Raw genomic sequence first — 19,896 nt, forward strand, 5'->3', positions numbered from 1 at the left:
TCCGGCAGACTCCCTGTGTCCCAAGGAGTAGAATTGTTGATTTTTTCACCCATCCATCAGCTCTTTTACGGCAAGAAAGGGATTTTGGGGCTACCAGTCTGAAACTGATAGGTGGTGTCTAGCCTTTATACAACGGAAAGTTCGCCCACCACGGCTACTCTTATCATCCCCGCTTATTTCGATCCTATCATGGATTCGCTATCGCTCAATTTGTTTGCTGCTCGTTTTCATCCCGTCACTCATCCTGTAAGCGGATAGAGTGCCGGACTTCCCACTCGTATTAGTTAAAAGTTTGACTGATCCCTCTGCCTAAAGGCGAGGGGATTTTAAACGGATACTACGTTGAGGGGCTGAAGCCACACTTCGCACTAGCAATATTTCCCGACGATCGCACATCGCTCGCGAAACTTTTTGTAAAATATTAGCAGTTAAATTTTCAGAGTTTGATTATTGAGATTAAAGTGTTATAAAAGCTTTCATTAAAAAACATAATTAGTTTGAGGAAAGAAATTCTGTGCAACTAAAAACTAAAGTCGCCGTTAAACGTGCAACTGGTGGATTTGCTCTGATTGACAGCTTGATCCGCCACGGTGTCAAGCATATTTTTGGTTATCCCGGCGGCGCAATTCTGCCGCTTTACGACGAACTCTACCGCGCTGAAGAAAGTGGCGGGATCAAACACATTCTGGTGCGGCACGAACAAGGAGCAGCCCACGCAGCCGATGGGTATGCCCGCGCTACCGGACAAGTTGGGGTTTGTTTCGCGACTTCCGGGCCGGGTGCAACTAATTTGGTGACGGGGATTGCGACGGCGCACATGGATTCTATCCCAATGGTAATTATTACCGGTCAAGTGCCCCGTCCGGCGATCGGCACTGATGCGTTTCAGGAAACTGATATTTACGGCATTACTTTGCCAATTGTCAAGCATTCCTATGTAGTGCGCGATCCGAGAGATATGGCGCGAATTGTCGCTGAAGCTTTCCACATCGCGAGTACGGGACGCCCGGGCCCGGTGTTGATTGATGTTCCCAAGGATGTTGGTTTAGAAGAGTTTGACTATCTCCCCGTGACACCCGGATCGGTGAGAATTCCTGGCTATCGCCCGACAGTCAAGGGAAATCCTCGGCAGATTAATCAAGCGATTGAGTTGCTGAAGGAAGCGAAGCGTCCTTTGCTGTATGTGGGCGGCGGGGCGATCGCAGCCGGGGCCCACGAGGAAATTAAGGAACTCGCCGAGATGTTCCAATTACCTGTCACGACAACGCTGATGGGCAAAGGTGCATTTGATGAAAACCATCCTCTGTCTGTGAAAATGCTGGGGATGCACGGCACTGCTTATGCTAATTTTGCCGTTACCGAGTGCGATTTGTTGATTGCTGTCGGAGCTCGGTTTGACGATCGAGTAACGGGAAAACTAGACGAGTTTGCCGCGCGGGCGAAGGTGATTCACATCGATATCGATCCGGCGGAAGTCGGCAAAAATCGCGGCCCAGACGTGCCGATTGTCGGAGATGTCCGGCAAGTTTTGATGGATATGCTGCGCCGCTGTCGGGAAACTGGTGTTTCGGGAACTGCCGGACAAACTGGGGAATGGCTGCACAGGATCGATCGCTGGAAACAGGATTATCCGTTAGTTGTGCCTCACTACCCCGATATTTTGTCTCCCCAGCAGGTGATTTCGGAGTTGGCGACTCAAGCGCCGGATGCTTACTACACAACGGATGTAGGTCAACATCAAATGTGGTCGGCTCAATTCTTAAACAACGGGCCGCGCCGCTGGATTTCGAGCGCTGGTTTGGGAACAATGGGTTTTGGGTTGCCGGCGGCGATGGGCGCGAAAATGGCGCTACCCAACGAGCAAGTGATTTGTATTGCTGGCGATGCTAGCATCCAAATGAATATTCAAGAGCTGGGAACCCTAGCACAATACGGCATTAATGTCAAGATTGTGATTGTAAATAACGGTTGGCAAGGAATGGTGCGGCAGTGGCAGCAGGCGTTCTACGGCGAGCGTTATTCGTCCTCGAACATGACTGTGGGGATGCCGGATTTTGTGATGCTGGCTGAGGCTTACGGCGTGAAGGGGATGCTGGTTTCAGGGCCGGATGAGTTGGAGGGTGCGATCGGGCAAATGCTCGCTCACAACGGCCCTGTGTTGATGAACGTGAAGGTGACGAGGGACGAAAACTGCTATCCGATGGTAGTTCCAGGTAAGAGTAATGCTCAAATGGTTGGTTTACCGGAACGGAGTAAATTGGAATCTGCGGAGTTGATTTATTGTCCGAGTTGCGGCGCCAAGAATGTTTCGAGTAATAAGTTTTGTCCTGAGTGCGGGACAAAAGTTTAAGGGACGAAAGTAGGGACTTAGGCCAGAGTCGATAGGTGTCAACAATCGCCTGAAAACCATTGTATCTCTGGTCGATCGCCGACTCCAGATCCCCCTAAATCCCCCGAATCGTTGCGGGGACGAAAGAGAAGACTCCTGTCCCCCTTTTTTTAAGGGGAGTTAGGGGGGAGCGAGGGCTTAGGGGTTGGTTTGGTGTTGGTGTTTCTTCTCTGGCATGGATATCTTTAATCTGTTTGTCAAGTCTTTTTTTAGAACCTTTTTTTACGCCATTCTTAGCTTTCCATCTTTTCAATACCTGCTAATTGGATGAGTAATAAATGCCAATAAAAGTCAGAGATATTATTAAACAACTAGAGGCAGACGGTTGGTATCTAGCTAGAACGCGAGGGAGTCACCGCCAGTACAAACATCCTACTAAATCAGGTTTATAGTTACAGTTCCCGGTAAATTATCTGACGATTTGGCTCCTGGTACATCCAAGCACCTTTAACCTCAGTATCTGGCTTATTAATCTGTATCCTGAGCTACTATTTAACGTGCGCTTACCCTGAATAGTATGGTGACGCCTCAGTCAGCAGAGGACTGAAAAGGGAGATAATCAAACTGTCTCAGATGTTGGTCTATACAAGGGAAAATCAGCAATGTTTTATGAGCAATCAGAATTCGACGTTCGTTGTGAATGGGGAATGCAAGGAGTTGAAAAGCTTTCTCGAATCAGCGACGTTGTTATCATTATAGATGTGATGTCTTTTTCAACATGTGTAGACATAGCGGTACATAATGGTGCAATAATATTTCCTTATCGTTGGAAAGATGATACTGCTGTTGAATACGCGAGGTTGAAAAATGCTCAACTAGCTAGCTTCAAGCGCCGGTTCTCTGGTCAATTCTCCCTTTCTCCTTCCTCACTTGTTGGTATAGCTGCCAATACTAAGCTCGTTCTACCATCTCCCAATGGCTCAACATTAACGCTTGCAAGTATGGGCAAGCATACTCTGGCGGGGTGTCTGCGAAATTGTTTGGCTGTGGCTGAATATACTGCTCAACTCGGCGGTTCTGTTGCGGTGATTCCTGCAGGTGAAAGGTGGGAGGACGGAACTCTCCGCCCCGCTATTGAGGACTTAATAGGTGCTGGAGCAATTATAAGTTATCTAAAAGGAACTAAGTCTCCGGAAGCACGAGCTGCGCTATCAGTATTTAAGGATGTTCAACATTGCCTTGATTCTGCGCTATTTAGCTGCTCTTCTGGTAAAGAACTTACCGAGCGTGGTTTTAGTGAGGATGTAAAACTTGTAGCTCAATTCAACTGTAGCAACGCTGTCCCGAAACTTCGAGACGGAGCTTATTTAAATCAAAGCATCATTGCCGATAATATTATCAAACAAGCTCAATTCAAAGAAGTTAAAGAGCAACAAGAACCTAACGAAGTCGAAACAAATCATCAAGATGAGGAGCACAACTAATGCGTTATGCGATTCTGATCGAAAAAACACCGAATAACTATTCAGCTTACGCGCCCGATTTACCCGGATGTGCAGCCACAGGCGCAACCCTTGCAGAAGTACAGCAGCAAATTAAAGAAGCGATCGAATTTCACTTAGAAGGATTGCGAGAAGAAGGTTTACCGATTCCCGAACCAACTACGCTCTGTGAATATGTAGAAGCACGATAATCTCAGAAACCCGGTTTCTTGCTATAGAAACTCGTAGAAACCGGGTTTCTCGCCCCCATGCTTAAGCCGTGAACTTACGCACTAAGGCCAAAGAAACCGGGTTTTTTACCTAATCTGTGGGTGACAACGAAAGATTTTCGTAAAAAAACCCGGTTTCTGAGATATGGGAAAATTCGCGGGAGTGATAAATGAATCTTTATTTGGGAATAGATTTCGGTACTACGGGCGCTCGATCGACAATCATTGACTCCCAGGGTACAATCCATTGTGAGACAGAATGCACTTTTGCCAACGCACAACAGCCGGAATTGCCCTCGGTGTGGCAAAATGCACTCTCGGCTGTAATTGAGCAAATCCCCGCAACCATCCGCAATCAGGTAAGCGCGATCGCCCTTGATGGCACATCCTCCACAGTCATGCTGTGCGATACGCAAGGTATACCCGTATGTGAGCCGATTTTATACAATGATGCGCGCGGTGCAGCGGTGACAGAGAGGTTACGGGCGATCGCACCAGCCAACCACACAGTCTTAAGCGCCACATCCAGCCTCGCCAAACTCCTCTGGTGGCAGGAGGGCGGGCTAGAAGCCCACCCCACAACACAATTCAGTCTTTGTGGAACAGGCATCTTGCCTGTTATTGAGAAGCTTTATTTCCTGCATCAAGCCGATTGGTTGGCGTTTTTGCTGCACGGAAAATTGGGAATTAGCGACTATCACAATGCTTTAAAACTCGGTTTCGATGTTGATACTTTGTGCTATCCCGATTGGCTGATCGAGGGAATTGCGGGCGCTGCAACTCCTGAATTGCCGGAAGTTGTCGCACCGGGTACGCCTGTAGGGGAAATTAAAGTCGAATTGGGCGATCGCTTCGGATTTCCCCGTCATTGTACAGTTTATGCTGGGACAACCGATAGCATTGCAGCATTTTTAGCAAGCGGTGTCAATTCACCGGGGGAAGCAGTAACTTCTCTCGGTTCAACTTTAGCTGTGAAACTGTTAAGTCATACCCGCGTAGATGATTCTAGATACGGGATTTACAGTCACAGATTCTCTAATATATTCTCCCCCCCTTTTGAAGGGGGGGCGGGGGGGGATCTGTGGTTAGTTGGAGGCGCTTCTAATACGGGTGGTGCGGTGCTGCGACACTTTTTTACAGATGCTGAATTGGATAATTATAGCACACAAATCGATCCAGAGCAAGAGAGTTTGCTGGATTATTACCCGTTGTTGAAAAATGGCGATCGCTTTCCAATTAATGACCCGAATTTGCCGCCGAAACTCGAACCGCGTCCGACTGATTCAGTGGAATTCCTGCACGGTTTGCTAGAAAGTATCGCGCGGATTGAAGCGCGGGGATATCAATTATTGCAGGAGTTGGGTGCGACTCCTTTGACAAAAGTTTATACTGCTGGCGGCGGCGCCAAAAATGCAGTTTGGAGTGCAATTCGTCATCGTTATTTGAAAGTGCCTGTGGAAACGCCCGTTCATACTGCTGCTGCCTATGGAAGTGCATTATTGGCGAAGCAGGGAAGTGAATCAATTTTAGATATTAGATTTTAGGATTGAAGAAAGCGACCTCACGGATCGATGCTATAGATTGTAACCTGGATGCTTTTAGTTAGGTTAAAAGGTGGTAAATTAGGAGTGCGATCGCTCTTGATTAAAAATGAAATGGGAGCAAGCAAAGATTCTGATATATTGTGTTAAGTTGTTATCCCTAAAAATCAAGGACAATGGCAAAGCTACCTGATGACATCCTGAACACAATTTTCAGTTTACAGCGACGGCTAGTGGAACTCCTCAACGAGACAACTGCCACAGAATATATTTTAATGCAGCAGTTTGGCGAGACAGAAGCGACACTCCCCGAACTTGAATCCCTGGATAATGTTAAAGAAAGGTTGAGAAACCCTTACAATCGTTTGTACAGGCTTTTGCAGCAAGTGGCAGAATCTCAACCCGCTGCGACTGCGGATACGTTAAACTTTCTGTATAGAACGATAGAACAAACAGAGGCGACTGTCGATGCCTCAGAAGCAACTATCCGAGAAATTAAAATCGATTGGAATTTGCCATGAATCAACAACCTAGAATCCCCGATGCTGAAACCAGAAAGCGACACGTTGACAAGATGCGTGAAGTCTGCCAACAGTTGGACGCTTTGACTCTAAACCTGGATGAATTAATCGCTATATTTGAAGCTGACAACCGCCGCCAGCGTCGAGAACGTTTGGCGGGTAAATACAGGCGTGTGGAATCTCAGGTAGTCGAATAAGATATGAGATGTTGCATCATTGATTCTTAATAAGTTTTTTATGAACAGTCAAGATGCCTGTTCCACAAAGAGTAAATTTTATTGTGGAACAGGCATCTTGACTGTTAAGCCAGAAGGTTTCCTACGCGATAGCTTTGAATTATTTCTTTTGAGTCCCCTTCTGTTCGGACTTTGGTTGTTTAGTAATGGTTGAAATTGCCGACTCCGATCGCAGATTTTCAACACAGATTTGATATGATGCTAATTTTGGCGTACCATCCACACTAAAAATCCCAATATTCGATCGACGGGAGGTAGCGGATAGTCGGTAAGATCGATCGTCACTATTTGCCCTTCCAGCTTGAGAAATCGCCAAGCTGTGCCGCTGGAAACGCTGCCGTAGATGGCTAAAATCGATCGCCCTTTCGCTTCATTAAACCTCTGGGCCGCCACCATTTCCGCAATACACTGCCCCAAACCTACTTTCAAATCTCCTTTTTTAGCTTCTACCATCACAATGGCTGGGGCTTCAATGTCTAATTGTTCGGGGGAACGACTGATCAGAAAATCGCAGACTCCTGTAAGTCCAACAGCAGCATCGACATTGAATTCCTCACCCGAAAACACGCTGATTTGTTGGTTGAGAATCCTGCGAACTTCCAGCAAGACAGGGTTGATAATGGCTTCAGAACGGGCTTTTTCGGTGCTGGTGGCGATCGCCCAAGGCAAATTTGTCTCCAGCATGGTCTGCAAGGCTGTTGCAGGTGCGATCGGCTCAATTTCCGGCAAAAATCTGATTCCTTCCACTACTGTGAGATTGAAGGCTTCTTTAACTTTGCCGATCGTTGTAAATTGACTGTAAGACATAAGAGTTTATGTTTTGATTTCTGCTTTTTACTTAGAAAATCCGGCGGTTGAAACCGCGTCTACACAAACGATGTCCGCCTCCGCGGACTGAAGACAAAAACGTAATTTTTATCGCATTTTTACCGTCCATTCTTCAACCCGCGGAGGCGGGTTTTGCCTGTATAGACGCGGTTTCAACCGCCGGGTCTTCTTCAACCCGCCGACACGAATTTTCTATCACACTCGCTGCAACTTCGCCGTCCTCGGATCGATGATTTTACGGCCCAAACCTGTAAACTTAATTGCCAGATTAGTTTTATCGCCTACTCCCAAAACGTGAGTAATTTCTCCGACTCCAAAAGCATGATGAAAAACTCGTTCCCCAGCTTTCCACTCTGATGGAGAACTCCCAGAATGGGCTGCTGAATTATTAGTTTTTCCCTGGGATGCAGCCGTTTTAGCTGTCTTAGTTTTCTTCGTACTTCCAGCCAACAAATGTGTTGGCAATTCTCCCAAAAATAGCGAAGGCGTGCAGTGTTCGCGGTATCCTCCCCAGAGGCGGCGTTCGCGAGTGTGAGTGAGAAATAGCAATTCCTGGGCGCGAGTGATGCCGACGTAGCACAAACGGCGTTCTTCTTCGATCGCCTTTGGGTCATCTAAACTGCGGAAATTGGGAAATAAACCCTGTTCCATTCCGACGAGAAAGACTACGGGAAATTCTAACCCTTTGGCGGAGTGCAGCGTCATCAGCGATACGCGGGAATCGTCTTCTTTCAAGTCGTCTAAATCGGATGCTAAGGATGCTTTTGCTAAAAATGATGTGAGGGTCGGTTCTTCGTTTTGTTCTTCAAATTGGATCACCGCATTGTACAATTCTCGAACGTTTTCGATCCGATTTTCGGCTTCTTCGGTTCCTTGGTTTTTCAAATCGTCAATGTAACCGGAATCTTCGATAATTCCTTGGACAATTTGTGACGCGGACGTAGTTTCAAGTTTTTGTTGCCAATTACCGATCATTTGGGCAAACTTAACGATCGCTTTTGCCGATCGCCCTGCGAGAGTATTTACAGAAGACTCATCGCTGAGAATTTCCCACAACGGAATCCCCAACTGAGTTGCAGCCTCTTCGATTTTACCAAATGTGGTGTCGCCAATGCCGCGGCGGGGAGTGTTGATGATGCGTTTGAGGCTGACGCTATCGTCGGGATTGGCGATCGTTCGCAGGTATGCTAAGATATCTTTGATTTCTTTGCGATCGTAAAACTTCAGACCGCCGACAATATTGTAGGGAATATCTAAGTACATTAACGCTTCTTCAAAGGAGCGAGATTGAGCGTTTGTGCGGTAGAGAATTGCAAAGTTGCTACCGTGTTCGTATTCGGAGTTTTGGCGCTTCAGCGTTTGAATTTGACCAGCTACAAATTGCGCTTCATCTATTTCGTTGTCAGCGCGCCACACCACAACCGGAGCTCCGGGTTCGCGAGTCGGGCGCAGAACCTTATCAATGCGTTCGGTATTGTGTTCTATCAAGTGGTTGGCGAGTTCGAGGATGTTTTCGCGCGATCGATAATTCTCCTCTAATTTTACCATTGTCTGAGTCTTCTCGTCCGACAAACCATCGCCAAAATCTTCTTGAAATTCCAGCAAGATGGTATAATCTGCCATCCGAAAACTGTAAATTGATTGATCGACATCACCCACGACAAAGATTGAGCGATTTTGCCATTTATCGAACTGTTTCGGGTCAACGTTATTCGTGACTAACATCCGAATCAAATCGTATTGAGTGCGGTTAGTATCTTGATATTCGTCTACTAAAATATGGCAAAACTTTCTATGCCAATAATTTAATACTTGCTCATTTTGGGATAATAGTTTAACTGGAACGAGAATTAAATCGTCAAAATCTAAGCCGTTGTTAGCTGCTAAAGCATCTTGGTAGCGACTGTAAACATCGGCAATTACGCGCCCTCTATAATCCGGTTCGGCGGCGAGGAATTCTTGAGGCGACCAACCTTTATTTTTAGCGTTGCTGATGACATATCTGACTTTGCGCGGGTCAAATTTCTTATCATCGAGGTTGAGGACTTTGGTGACGATTTGTTTGACGAGAGTTTGAGCATCTGACTCGTCAAAAATAGAAAAATTCTTCTTCCACTGGCGGCCTTTTTCGTCTTGATATTTCTCAATGTCGTAGCGGAGAATTCGGCCGCACAGAGAGTGGAAAGTCCCCATCCAAATCTGTTTGGTAATTCTGTGGTAAATTTGCGATCGCAATTTCGTCTGTATTTCCGGCGCTAAATCTGCCAAAGGTTTGCCATATTCCGCTTCAGCTTGCTGAGTCGCCAGCAATTTCTCAATTCTTTCTTTCATCTCCCTAGCGGCTTTGTTGGTAAATGTCACCGCCAGAATATTTTCAGGATCGACTCGGTTGGTGCGAACTAAGTTAGCTACGCGGTAAGTTAGAGCCCGGGTTTTCCCGGAACCGGCGCCTGCTACTACTAACAGCGGCCCGTTGTAATGGACGACTGCTTGGCGCTGGGATGGGTTGAGGTGGCTGAGGTGATCGGTAGTTTGAGTCATAGTTGGATAGTTAGTTCTGGGATTTTTTTAAGGGATAAATAATACTTAGTGTTTGATACGGGGAGTTTTTTTAAGGTTGGGTGCGATCGCCCTACAATATAATATCATGAATATCGGACGCACGGTTGAAACCGCGCCTACACAAACGATGTCCGCCATAAGACGGCGGTTGAAACCGCGTCTACACAAACCATGTCCGCCTCCGCGGACTAATAAAATAAGATAATTTTCACTGCTTATTCTTCAACCCCTCTGAGCTCGGGTTTTGTCTGTATAGCCGCGGTTTCAACCGCCGGATATTCTAACGTTTCAATATTTGTTTCAGCAAAATTGCAGCTAATATTCCCAAACCGATCCAGATGGCAATAATTACAGCAGCGGCTGTCCTATTTATCGGTTTTCCTCGCTCTATTTCCGCGGCTGCTTTTTCCCGACACTCAGCTAAAACCTGTGGCGGAATCATCTTGATTACCAACCAAATTCCTAATGGTACAATTATTAAATCGTCCAAGTAGCCGAGAATTGGGATGAAGTCGGGAATTAAGTCGATCGGGCTAAAGGCATAGGCAACTGTAACACCTGCTAAAACTCTCGCGTACCAAGGTACTCTTTGGTCTGTACTGGCTAAATAAACAGCGTAAGTTTCTTTTTTGAGTTGGCGGGCAGCTTGTTTTAAGGATTGCATATAAAAAATAATGACTGATGACTAATAACCAATGATTAATGACTAATGACCAAGGGTGCATCTGGGTTTTGAAGAGGGCGAAGCATGACCGCATATAAGTTATTAGTTATAATTTCATATTCACTGCGGTCATGCTTCGCCCCTACAGATATATTTGCCAAACCCAGATGCACCAATGACTAATGACTAATGACTAATGACTAAAATTTTTAGTTGCTAAAAACGTAACAGGCTGAATCTTTAGCAATTCCTGTGCGAAGGTCAAGTATATCATCTGTTGTATGTGAGGAGCATCGAGTTTATGAATTCAAATTTGCAACGCAATACTAGAATCAATTTCCGCAGTCTGCTAACAGCGTTATGTTTAACCTTAACTCTCGTTAGTTTTGTGAGATTAGATCCGGTACAGGCTCAAGAACAGCGGATCAGAACGCTAACGGTTACTGGGCGAGGTGTGGAAGCGATTCCGACAACTCAAACTTTCGTGTATTTGGGGGTTGAGGTGCAGGGAAAAACGGCGGCCGAGGTGCAGCAGGAAGCGGCAAAGCGATCGTCCGCTGTGGTAGAATTGCTGCGATCGCGCCAAGTACAAAAACTCGAAACTACCGGCATCTCCCTCAACCCGAATTACAGCTACGAAAACAACCAACAGCGCTTATTAATAGGGTATACTGCTACAAATACCGTCAGTTTTCGTATCAATACTCAATCTGCTGGCACTTTGCTAGACGATGCAGTGAGCGCCGGAGCAACCCGAATTCAAGGTGTGAGCTTTGTAGCTACCGAAAGTGCGATCGCCCAAGCTCAAAAACAAGCACTCAAAAAAGCAACTCAAGACGCTCAATCGCAAGCAGATGCAGTCTTAAACGCGCTCAACTTCAAGCGGGGAGAAATTCTCAGCATTCAAGTCAACGGTGCTTCCGCACCGCCTCCTGTGTACCAGAATTTTGGTGGTGTTCGTGCTGCTGGTGATATTGCTCTTCCAACACCGGTGATAGGAGGGGAACAGCAGGTAAATGCTTCTGTGACTTTGCAAATTAGCTATTGATGTTGTGCAGTGCGAGCGTCCCCGCTCGCGTTCAGAATAACCCCCCGCTCGCGTTCAGAATAACCCCCCGCTCGCGTTCAGAATAATCCCTCGTAAGGGTTCAGAATAATTGCTCGCACTCTCGCGATCGATCGCGATTGGGAACGCTCGCACTCGGCTATAATTCCGATATCATCGGCTTTGATTTCAAGCCGACACAGTTAGGAAGTTATTAATAGCTGAAACCATTGCTTTCCTTCTTCCTTCTTCCTTCTTCCTTCTTCCTTCTTCCTTCTTCTATAAAATTAAATAGGAAGTTCGATCGCAAATTCAGTACCTTTCCCGGCGATAGACTTGCAGAACAATTGACCGCCGTGCTTATCACTCACAATCTGCTTAGCGATCGACAATCCCAGCCCGGTGCCCTTACCCACCGCTTTCGTGGTAAACAAAGGTTCAAACAAATGTTGTTGAATCTCCTCCGTCATTCCCAACCCGTTATCCGCAATTCGGACGATCGCACTTTCGCGCAAAACTTCCGTACTAATGGTAATATTCAGAGGACGCTGGTCTTTTTCCCAAGCCTCTTCCACAGCATCAATCGCATTTGCTAGCAAATTCATAAACACTTGGTTCATCGGGCCGGGATAGCATTTAATTAGGGGCAATTCACCGTAGTTTTGGATAACTTCAATAGCCGGGCGACATCCTTGATCCTTGAGTCGGTGTTTTAACAGCAACAGCGTACTATCTAGAGTTTGGTGCAGCTCAATCGCGCTCACAGTATCTCCATCCGAACGAGCAAAGTTTCGCAGCGACAGCGAAATATCTTTAATGCGCTCAGTGCCTACTTCCATGGAATCTAACAAGTGAGAAAAATCCTCTATCACAAACTCCAAATCTATGTCTTCAATCTTGCTAGCGATATCTGATGGAGGTTCAGGATAATATTTTTGATAAAGGCTAAGAAGTTCTGTAATCTCAGTAAGATATTCCTTTGCAGGCGCAATGTTGCTGACCATAAAACTCAGCGGGTTGTTAATTTCATGGGCGACTCCCGCCACGAGTTGTCCCAGGGCGGACAGTTTTTCTTGCTGCACTACCTTGACTTGGGCTTTTTGTAAAGCGCAAGTGCGTTCTGTAACTTGCTGTTCCAGATTGTCGGTCAACTCTTTGAGCCGCCAGTGAATGTTAACTCTCGCAATTACTTCGTCTTGTTCAAAAGGTTTTGTGATGTAATCCACCGCACCTAATGACAATCCTTTCATCTTACTTTCGGCATCTGCTAAAGCAGTCATAAAAATGACTGGAATTGCCTTTGTTAGCTGGTTCTCTTTAATTCGGCGACAGGTTTCAAAGCCGTCGATTCCCGGCATTTGCACATCTAGCAAAATTAGTTCTGGAAAAAAGTTTTTTGCCGGATTGACCGGACATTTTTCTAGCATAACGAGCGCCGATTCTCCGTCCACGGCTACCCGCACTTTGTAGCCTGCTGTTTTTAAGGCTTGCGACAGCACAGACAAATTGGTGGCACTGTCATCTACTATCAAAATAAATTTTTTATCAGACTCAAGCATGATTTTCCCCCTTAAACTTTTGATAAATGTTCTTGAATCAATGCCCGCAGCTCTTTGACTTGAAAACCTTCTGCCAAAACGAGTATTTTTTGGGCAAAAATCGCGTGTTCTGGATTCGCTGTTTGGATTTCCTCCGCAATCTCGATTACCGCATCTAAATCGCCAGATTGAGCTTGTTCATCTAATAACTGTAAAATCTCGATCGCCGGAATCTGCATTTCATTTGGCATCGCATTTTGCGCTTTTTTACGCGCAGTTACTGTGTCGTCATATACCCAGTCCAATTGCAAATATTTTTGAAGTAAGCCTAGCAATACATCTGCTTGTACTGGTTTTGGCAAAAAATCATTTCCGCCTGCATCCAGGCTCTTTTGGCGATCGATCTCAAACACGCTTGCAGACGACACTAGCACGATCGCATCTCGCAGTTGAGGATGAGTGCGGATTTGGTGCAAAAACTCGAATCCGTCCATCACCGGCATCGCTAAATCGGTGAGGATTAAATCGGGTTTGGTGGCTAAAGCGATATCGAGTCCTTCCTTACCATCAGCCGCTTCAATCATCTTAAAGCCGATCGGTTCTAGCAAGTTCACCAGCACAGCCCGATTTTCCCACCTGTCATCCACCACCAGAATTTTGCGTTTTTCACCCAAGTAACCCAAAACAGCGCCCTGTTCGACGATTCTCGAACTATCAGCCCAATTTTGCGCCTCCGGGAGTGACACTTCAAAGGAAAAAATACTGCCAACTCCTGCACGACTGTCGATCGCAATTTCACTCTGCATTAAGCCTACAATCTTTTGACTGATCCCAAGTCCCAATCCAGTACCTTCCGATTGTTTTTTCACATCACCTACTTGCTCAAAAGGTAAAAATATTTTCTTAACTTGTACTGCGGTCATTCCCGGGCCTGTATCTTCAACTGTAAAGCGAATTTTATATATTTTTTGATTTAAATTTAACTGAGAACTTGAATCGGAAAACTCAGCATCTTTAATCACATCAACCTGAAAAACCACTCCGCCTTTTTCCGTAAACTTAGTTGCATTTCCCAGCAAATTTAGCAGCACTTGGCGCAAACGTTTTTCATCACCGCAAACCCCAGTCGGGAGTTGCGAATCAATCTGCAAATCAAAGGTAATTGCCTTTTCCTGGGCGCGAATCATGCAGATTTCCGCAACACCTTGGATGAATGAAGGTAGGTGAAAAGCTGTGGGATGCAATTCGAGTTTCCGGGCTTCAATTTTCGACAAATCCAAGACATCATTAATCAGCGTTAGCAGGTGCGAACCGCACTGATAAATGATATCAACACCGCTGCGTCCTTTTTGCGTCATCGGTTCGCTGCGCTGGAGAATTTGTGCGTAGCCTAAAATGCCGTTGAGGGGAGTTCGCAATTCGTGGCTCATGTTAGCCAAAAATTCGCTTTTGGCGCGGTTGGCGCCGTCTGCCATTTCTTTGGCAATTTTGAGTTCTACGGTGCGTTCTTCGACGCGCTGTTCGAGTTCGAGGTTGGTATTTTCTAGGGCTGTAAAAGAGTCGCGCAGTTGCTGCGCCATGTCGTTGAAGGATTCCGAAAGCACGCCCAGTTCATTCTTACCGGAGACTTCCACAGTGCGATCGAACTTCCCAGAGGCGAAATCCTGTGATGCTTGGCTCAAAAGTGCGATCGGCCCAGCAATCAGGCGGGAAGTGTAAAAACCCACAACCGTAGCCACAATTAAGGCGCCGATACAAAATAGAATCGTAGTGCGAGTATTAGCATTAATTTGCCCCATGAAATCCGATTCAGGAACCGCCACAACTACCAACCAATCCAATCCCCACTCATCTTTCCAGGGTAAAATTTGGACAAACTGGTGTTCTTTATTCAGCAAGAAATCAAGCTGTTGATTATCTTTAATCTTGTTGAGATCGCCAAAATGCTTAACTAAATATTGAGATGTCGATCGGATCAGCACATCGCTACTTTCTGATGCGTTTAACCGTTTAGGCTTGCCATCAATCAATTTAAAAGGTTGCTCGGTGCTGGAACTCGCAACAATTAGCCCGCTGCGTTCCAAAATAAACGTTTTGCCCGATTTACTGACTTTCAATTTACGCAAAAAATCGCTAATTTCCGAAAGACGCTGGTCGATGACTATGACACCAATTAGTTGATTGTTCTTGTCATAAATCGGTCTGTTTGCAGAAACAGACAGAGGATAAGGCGTGGTTGTCCACTGATATAAAACCCATGTCTGTTTTCCAGCTTTAACCGTGTTTGAGTACCACGGTTCTTTCTCGAACTCAAAATTTTTAAATATCTCAGCAAGCTTAGTGGGATTGCCCTGACTATCTGTATTGTAAAAGTAATGATCTCGATTGCCACGTTGCTTTGGATTGCTGATGCCAGAAATAATATTTTGATCTGTTTGATATCCAGCACCCGCATACTCGCCTCCTGGAGCGCCAAAGCTGATGTAGCCGACATTAAACAATTGCATCTGTTTCCAGAAAAAACGAGCCATATTATCTAAATCTTTGGGATCGAGCAATCCCACATCGAAGGCATCACCATTAACTTGAGCAAGGTGGCGTGCTGTGTCGAGTTGGCTGTCCAGATGCTGGTCAATGCGGCTGCTGACTTCAGTCCGCAGTTGAGATGCCAAATCGTTGACTGCTTTCTGTCCGTTGCGAAAAGATAAGTAGCCAACAATGCCGACCGCCCCCATGATTTGTAACACGAAGGGGACAATCAAAACAGCTCGCAGCGGGGCGCTACCTATGAGTTTGTTAAAGATTGAAGCCTGGGATGATGGCATATGACAATTCGCTATTGCAGCGATGCGGATATTCTTTTTGCTCGACTACACTTAGGCAAGCTGTTTTTTTATAGACATCGATCGGGCGATCGCCTTTATTTGAGTATCACCTAATTTGTGGTTATGTATCGATATTAACCCAAAAATGGTTTAAGCTAATATTTTTCACAATGAATTTAATACCTCGCCCGCACAGCAGCACTTCTAGAAGTTTCTCTAAGTTCCTCGGAGAAACGAGGTTAATGAGGTAAGGGCGTTGTTGAGGTGTTGTTCGCACTGTCCTGGTAAATAAATATCAGGGAATTCTCGTAGGAGTTGTGCCGAATTCATACTTGAAGTTTGGTGGCAAATACTTAAGTACATAGAATCGGATAAGTGCGATCGAGAGTTGTTTGGGCGATCGCATATTTAAAGTAAAATAAAAGAGAAAGTCCGTGCAGAGTGCCTCCTCTTTTTGAGCGCCACACCTAGGGATTAGGACATCTGAGTTTCAAAAAGTCTGCTTTGATCCAACCTTTGTACTCACTTGCTCTCAATCTTGTCGTCAAATACCAGACATTTCCTTCACTATCTTTGCGACTGAGTGGAGATACGACAGCACTTTTATTTTGGTCATCATTAGCGACAATGACTAGATTTCCTACCGATACAGTGCCTACAACGCTAAAAATGCTTCCCGCACCAGATCGTATATTAACTTGTGAGCCAATATCTTCACCTACAATATCGGCGACACAGCTTTTATCTGTGATGGATTGAGCGATCGCATTCTTAGTAAGTTGTGGAGCGAATATAGTGAGAGTGGCGATTTCTACAAATACGAAAACGCAAATTTTTAATCTAATTTTCGTCATAATGCGCCTTTTTTCCGATTTTGAGCAGTTATCAATTGTTGATACAGAAGTGGACTTTTTTGTCTCAGAGACTGTTGCAATTCCTTAAATTCTGCTTCACCTTCTTCTAAGTACGCATCCACGATTTCTCGGTTGGCAAGATAAAAGGCGATCGCACCATAAACCTGTTCTAGCGAAAGAAGTGGAAAATTTGGGACAATGCTTTCCGGTGCTTCTCCATTCAAGAAGGAATAAACGACTGAATCGAAGGAAATGCGAGTTCCTTGAATCCAATACCCTCCGTTGCGTTGTTCGATATACTGCTTGCTTGGGGTGATGGCTAGTGTCATAGGGCTAATCACTGCTTTTTATCTAGATTTTAAACGAATTAGGTGAGATGGTTGGATTGGCGATCGCACAATCAAGCGATCGCAAACTCCGTATATTGCCGTAAATGCGGTGGATGAAACGCCAATACAATATCCTCCCGTGGCACCGCAGCCTGCAAAAAATCTGTCACCACCCCATCTTCTGTCCAATCCTCCTCAATCCAAATTTTGCCATCCCGCAATCGCACGTGAATAGTATTTCCCTTAATCCGTTCTTGTCCCTCCCAACCCATTACTACCAATAAATAATGGTCGTGCCTTTCGTCAAAAATCAGCGCACTTTCTAGCGTTGAATTGCTGGATTTTGCCCCCAACTCATAATACTCGGTTAAAACTTTCCGAATCAAATGACGATAATACTCTAATTTATCCATCGCTCAACCACCTTCCCGCGAGACGAGGTAATTCGATCTTCTACATTTTAACTGAAGGCGATCGACCTTAAGTGCATCCCAAGCACGCGCGGTGGCGAAGCTATCGTCCGCTGGAAGCGCACATCCAATCCCGTACCTCGCGGCCACAGACGGGCGATGCCTGCGCGGGCTATAATCAGGGAAATCGACTGTCGCTCAACTCAATCCCTCGCAGGTTAAGATGAAGGAGTTTATGCTAGCTATGTCTATTGCTTAAGTCACGAATGTACGAAATTGAATTTACGCCTGATGCTGCTAAGGATTTACAATATTTTAGGAAATTCGAGCAGAAAATTCTGATCGATGCGATTCAAACGCAATTAACCTATGAACCAACGGTAGAAACAAAAAATCGTTTCCGACGTTCTCCACCGGATATTGCAGAATGGGAATTGCGGACTGGTGTGTTCCGGGTATTCTACAACGTTGATGAACTCGTGGAGATTGTCAGCATTGAAAGAATCGGTGAAAAGCCAAATAATAGTGTGTTTTTTCGAGGAAAAGAAGGTTGAAAATTTATGATTTGGACTTATCGCGTATTTTGTGACAGCCAAGGGCGCTACTCAATTCGTGAGGTTTTTTACGAGCAAGATGGCACAATTATTGATTGTGGCAAAGCTGCTACTGTAGCAATTGGTAGCTCACTGGAAGAATTGATAAAACTGGTTCAATGGTTCAAAGAAGCTTTTGAATTACCAGTTTTATTGCTAGAAGAAGTTGAGGCAAAGATGGCGGCGCAGCCCCCAAAACCGAAATCCGATCGCAGTCGAAATATTTCTTTGAAGCAGATGATTTCCGAATTAGCTCTTGGGGATGATAATGAGCGCGAGCTAATTAATTAGGTTAGATGCTAAGATGTGCGATCTAACTCAAGGGATCTCGACCTTCGCTGCATCCCAAAGTGCGATCGCACATCCCATCCCCACAGCCCGCCAACATCCAAACCGCTGACAGCAAAATTTACTAACTGGCATCCCCCCAGCAAACCCAGCAAATGCAATTACTGCCGGATCGGATCTCGAAGTACCCGAGATCGACTACAGTAAACACAAAATATTATTGGCGGTGATTTGAGTGATTGAGACTTTAGCAACAGGAATCGCAGCAGCCGGTTCGCTGCTGGCATTGGGCGGATTGGGCCTAGAGTTGAACTATCGCCGGACTGGGAGTGCAAATAAACTAGAACTTACAGCCGGAGAATGGCACTTAGCCATAAACGAACCCAACCGCTATCTGTTGGTTGGCGAAATGGAATTCCGCAATCTGACACAGCGGTTCGAGATTATGTTGCCAGATGTGCGGGCACAGGTGAAACTGCTGTCAGACGGAAGTTTAGACGGCGTGACTTCCCAGACAAAAGTCATTCCTGGTCACGAAGACGCAGAAGCAAGAGCAGACGATTACTGGTTCGGCTATATTGTTAAAGCCCAAAAAAACACGAAAATTAAAGTTTCCGTAGACATTCAAGGGCAAGATTTAAACAAATTGCAGTCAGCTTGGGTGCAAATACATTTCATCACCTACGGCCCAAGCGGGCGCATCCCCAGAGTCCGCAACGTAGTAGTCCCGCTGCAATTTCCCAACTCGGACACCGTACCCACAGCCCGCAATGTCGGCGTTGCAGAAGTCTTCCCAATTCGCACCCACATCCTCGCCGAACTCGACAATCCCGTCGAAATTGTCAAGCGTTACGTGTTACCGCGCGCCAACAAAGGTGATATTGTCGCCCTCGCCGAAACTCCCTTAGCCTTGATGCAGGGACGCTACCGCCATCCCAGTGAAGTCAAACCCGGATGGGTAGCCAAGCGAGTCTGCTTGTTTTTCTTGCCGATGTCGAGTTTGGCCACCGCTTGCGGAATGCAGACATTGGTTGATGTAGTTGGGCCTTGGCGTGTAGTGGCCGCATTTGCGATCGGCTCTATAGCTAAAATATTCGGTAAACCGGGAGTCTTTTACCAACTTGCAGGGGAACAAGCCAGGCTAATCGACGATGTTACGGGAACTTTGCCTCCCTTCGACCAATTTATCGTGCTTGGCCCGGACAATCCCCAGCAAGTTGTAGAGGAAATTCAACGAGAAACTGGACTTGCGGCGGCGATCGTAGACGCTAATGACTTAAAAGCAGTTAAGATATTAGCAGCGACCTCCGATTTATCGGTAACATTTTTAGAGCAAGCGTTACGCAGCAACCCCGCCGGGAATGCTGACGAGCGAACACCGGTTGTGTTAATTCGACCTCTACCACAGAAATCTTGAGTTGAAGACTGAAAATTAAAAAATCAAACTAATGATTTGAAATTTTTAATTTTAGATCGATCGAGAAAGGGTGAAGAATTAAAAGTTATAAGTTGAGAACTCAAAACTTCCGTAACTCTTCCCCTTTCTTAAAGATATTTGATTTTTTAATTTTCTTGTCCAGTTTCGTGCTATTAGGGTTCTCAACTTTCGTGAGTGACTCGCC

19 protein-coding genes are annotated in these 19,896 nt (G+C 45.7%); 11 read left to right on the top strand and 8 right to left on the bottom strand.

What is annotated here, in order from left to right:
- Positions 1-514: 514 nt before the first annotated feature.
- The 7 genes from ilvB to JGK14_RS21765 all read left to right on the top strand — a co-directional run bounded on the left by ilvB (position 515) and on the right by JGK14_RS21765 (position 6,299).
- On the top strand, positions 515-2,350 hold the full coding sequence (gene ilvB / locus JGK14_RS21735) for a biosynthetic-type acetolactate synthase large subunit (protein WP_293276959.1): 1,836 nt from the start codon (positions 515-517) through the stop codon (positions 2,348-2,350).
- Positions 2,351-2,667: 317 nt separating this feature from the next.
- Positions 2,668-2,781, top strand: a complete 114-nt coding sequence (locus tag JGK14_RS21740) for a type II toxin-antitoxin system HicA family toxin (RefSeq protein ID WP_325315480.1) — start codon at positions 2,668-2,670, stop codon at positions 2,779-2,781.
- Positions 2,782-2,991: 210 nt separating this feature from the next.
- Complete coding sequence (locus JGK14_RS21745) at positions 2,992-3,813, top strand: 2-phosphosulfolactate phosphatase (protein ID WP_325315481.1); 822 nt, start codon at positions 2,992-2,994, stop codon at positions 3,811-3,813.
- Positions 3,813-4,022: a type II toxin-antitoxin system HicB family antitoxin gene (locus JGK14_RS21750; protein ID WP_293182156.1), complete on the top strand. Its 210-nt coding sequence runs from the start codon at positions 3,813-3,815 to the stop codon at positions 4,020-4,022. Before JGK14_RS21745 ends, JGK14_RS21750 begins: the two co-directional genes overlap by 1 nt.
- A 188-nt stretch (positions 4,023-4,210) precedes the next feature.
- Positions 4,211-5,584 carry an FGGY-family carbohydrate kinase gene (locus JGK14_RS21755; protein WP_325315482.1) on the top strand — a complete coding sequence of 458 codons (1,374 nt, stop codon included), beginning with the start codon at positions 4,211-4,213 and terminating at the stop codon, positions 5,582-5,584.
- A gap of 173 nt (positions 5,585-5,757) precedes the next feature.
- Positions 5,758-6,102: a hypothetical protein gene (locus JGK14_RS21760; RefSeq protein ID WP_293211975.1), complete on the top strand. Its 345-nt coding sequence runs from the start codon at positions 5,758-5,760 to the stop codon at positions 6,100-6,102.
- Complete coding sequence (locus tag JGK14_RS21765) at positions 6,099-6,299, top strand: hypothetical protein (protein WP_265234579.1); 201 nt, start codon at positions 6,099-6,101, stop codon at positions 6,297-6,299. Before JGK14_RS21760 ends, JGK14_RS21765 begins: the two co-directional genes overlap by 4 nt.
- A gap of 240 nt (positions 6,300-6,539) precedes the next feature.
- On the opposite strand, the gene JGK14_RS21770 is transcribed toward JGK14_RS21765, so the two are convergent.
- The 3 genes from JGK14_RS21770 to JGK14_RS21780 all read right to left on the bottom strand — a co-directional run bounded on the left by JGK14_RS21770 (position 6,540) and on the right by JGK14_RS21780 (position 10,392).
- Entirely contained in the window at positions 6,540-7,145 is a 606-nt protein-coding gene (locus JGK14_RS21770; protein WP_293211977.1) for a hypothetical protein, read from the bottom strand.
- A 216-nt stretch (positions 7,146-7,361) separates the two neighbouring features.
- On the bottom strand, positions 7,362-9,707 hold the full coding sequence (pcrA, locus tag JGK14_RS21775; RefSeq protein ID WP_293182168.1) for a DNA helicase PcrA: 2,346 nt from the start codon (positions 9,705-9,707) through the stop codon (positions 7,362-7,364).
- Between the two features lie 301 nt (positions 9,708-10,008).
- A complete protein-coding gene (locus JGK14_RS21780) occupies positions 10,009-10,392 on the bottom strand; it encodes a YkvA family protein (protein ID WP_293326169.1) in 384 nt (127 codons plus the stop codon).
- A 301-nt stretch (positions 10,393-10,693) separates the two neighbouring features.
- Between JGK14_RS21780 and JGK14_RS21785 the strand changes: the two genes are divergently transcribed.
- Complete coding sequence (locus JGK14_RS21785) at positions 10,694-11,440, top strand: SIMPL domain-containing protein (RefSeq protein WP_293182172.1); 747 nt, start codon at positions 10,694-10,696, stop codon at positions 11,438-11,440.
- A 284-nt stretch (positions 11,441-11,724) separates the two neighbouring features.
- Here the strand turns inward: JGK14_RS21785 and JGK14_RS21790 are convergent, their stop codons facing one another.
- The 5 genes from JGK14_RS21790 to JGK14_RS21810 all read right to left on the bottom strand — a co-directional run bounded on the left by JGK14_RS21790 (position 11,725) and on the right by JGK14_RS21810 (position 17,396).
- On the bottom strand, positions 11,725-12,996 hold the full coding sequence (locus JGK14_RS21790) for a hybrid sensor histidine kinase/response regulator (RefSeq protein ID WP_293182174.1): 1,272 nt from the start codon (positions 12,994-12,996) through the stop codon (positions 11,725-11,727).
- A gap of 11 nt (positions 12,997-13,007) precedes the next feature.
- Positions 13,008-15,800 carry a hybrid sensor histidine kinase/response regulator gene (locus JGK14_RS21795; protein ID WP_325315483.1) on the bottom strand — a complete coding sequence of 931 codons (2,793 nt, stop codon included), beginning with the start codon at positions 15,798-15,800 and terminating at the stop codon, positions 13,008-13,010.
- 467 nt (positions 15,801-16,267) lie between these two features.
- Positions 16,268-16,654, bottom strand: coding sequence for an SH3 domain-containing protein (locus JGK14_RS21800; RefSeq protein WP_293207859.1), 387 nt, complete (start codon positions 16,652-16,654; stop codon positions 16,268-16,270).
- The gene (locus tag JGK14_RS21805; protein WP_293207861.1) at positions 16,651-16,983 is read right to left on the bottom strand and encodes a DUF433 domain-containing protein; all 333 of its coding nucleotides are present in this window, start codon (positions 16,981-16,983) and stop codon (positions 16,651-16,653) included. Before JGK14_RS21805 ends, JGK14_RS21800 begins: the two co-directional genes overlap by 4 nt.
- A gap of 71 nt (positions 16,984-17,054) precedes the next feature.
- Complete coding sequence (locus JGK14_RS21810; protein ID WP_293207863.1) at positions 17,055-17,396, bottom strand: XisI protein; 342 nt, start codon at positions 17,394-17,396, stop codon at positions 17,055-17,057.
- A gap of 263 nt (positions 17,397-17,659) precedes the next feature.
- Here JGK14_RS21810 and JGK14_RS21815 point away from each other — a divergent pair, with 263 nt between their 5' ends.
- From JGK14_RS21815 to JGK14_RS21825, 3 genes are all read left to right on the top strand, one after another.
- Entirely contained in the window at positions 17,660-17,947 is a 288-nt protein-coding gene (locus tag JGK14_RS21815) for a type II toxin-antitoxin system RelE family toxin (RefSeq protein ID WP_293207866.1), read from the top strand.
- Between the two features lie 6 nt (positions 17,948-17,953).
- Positions 17,954-18,277: a hypothetical protein gene (locus JGK14_RS21820; protein WP_293207868.1), complete on the top strand. Its 324-nt coding sequence runs from the start codon at positions 17,954-17,956 to the stop codon at positions 18,275-18,277.
- Positions 18,278-18,509: 232 nt separating this feature from the next.
- Positions 18,510-19,691 (top strand): F420-0:Gamma-glutamyl ligase, encoded by a 1,182-nt coding sequence (locus JGK14_RS21825; RefSeq protein WP_293182186.1) that lies wholly within the window; start codon positions 18,510-18,512, stop codon positions 19,689-19,691.
- The last annotated feature ends 205 nt before the right edge of the window (positions 19,692-19,896 follow it).

Origin of the sequence: Microcoleus sp. PH2017_28_MFU_U_A (genome assembly GCF_020738035.1) — a bacterium.
GTDB lineage: Bacteria > Cyanobacteriota > Cyanobacteriia > Cyanobacteriales > Microcoleaceae > Microcoleus.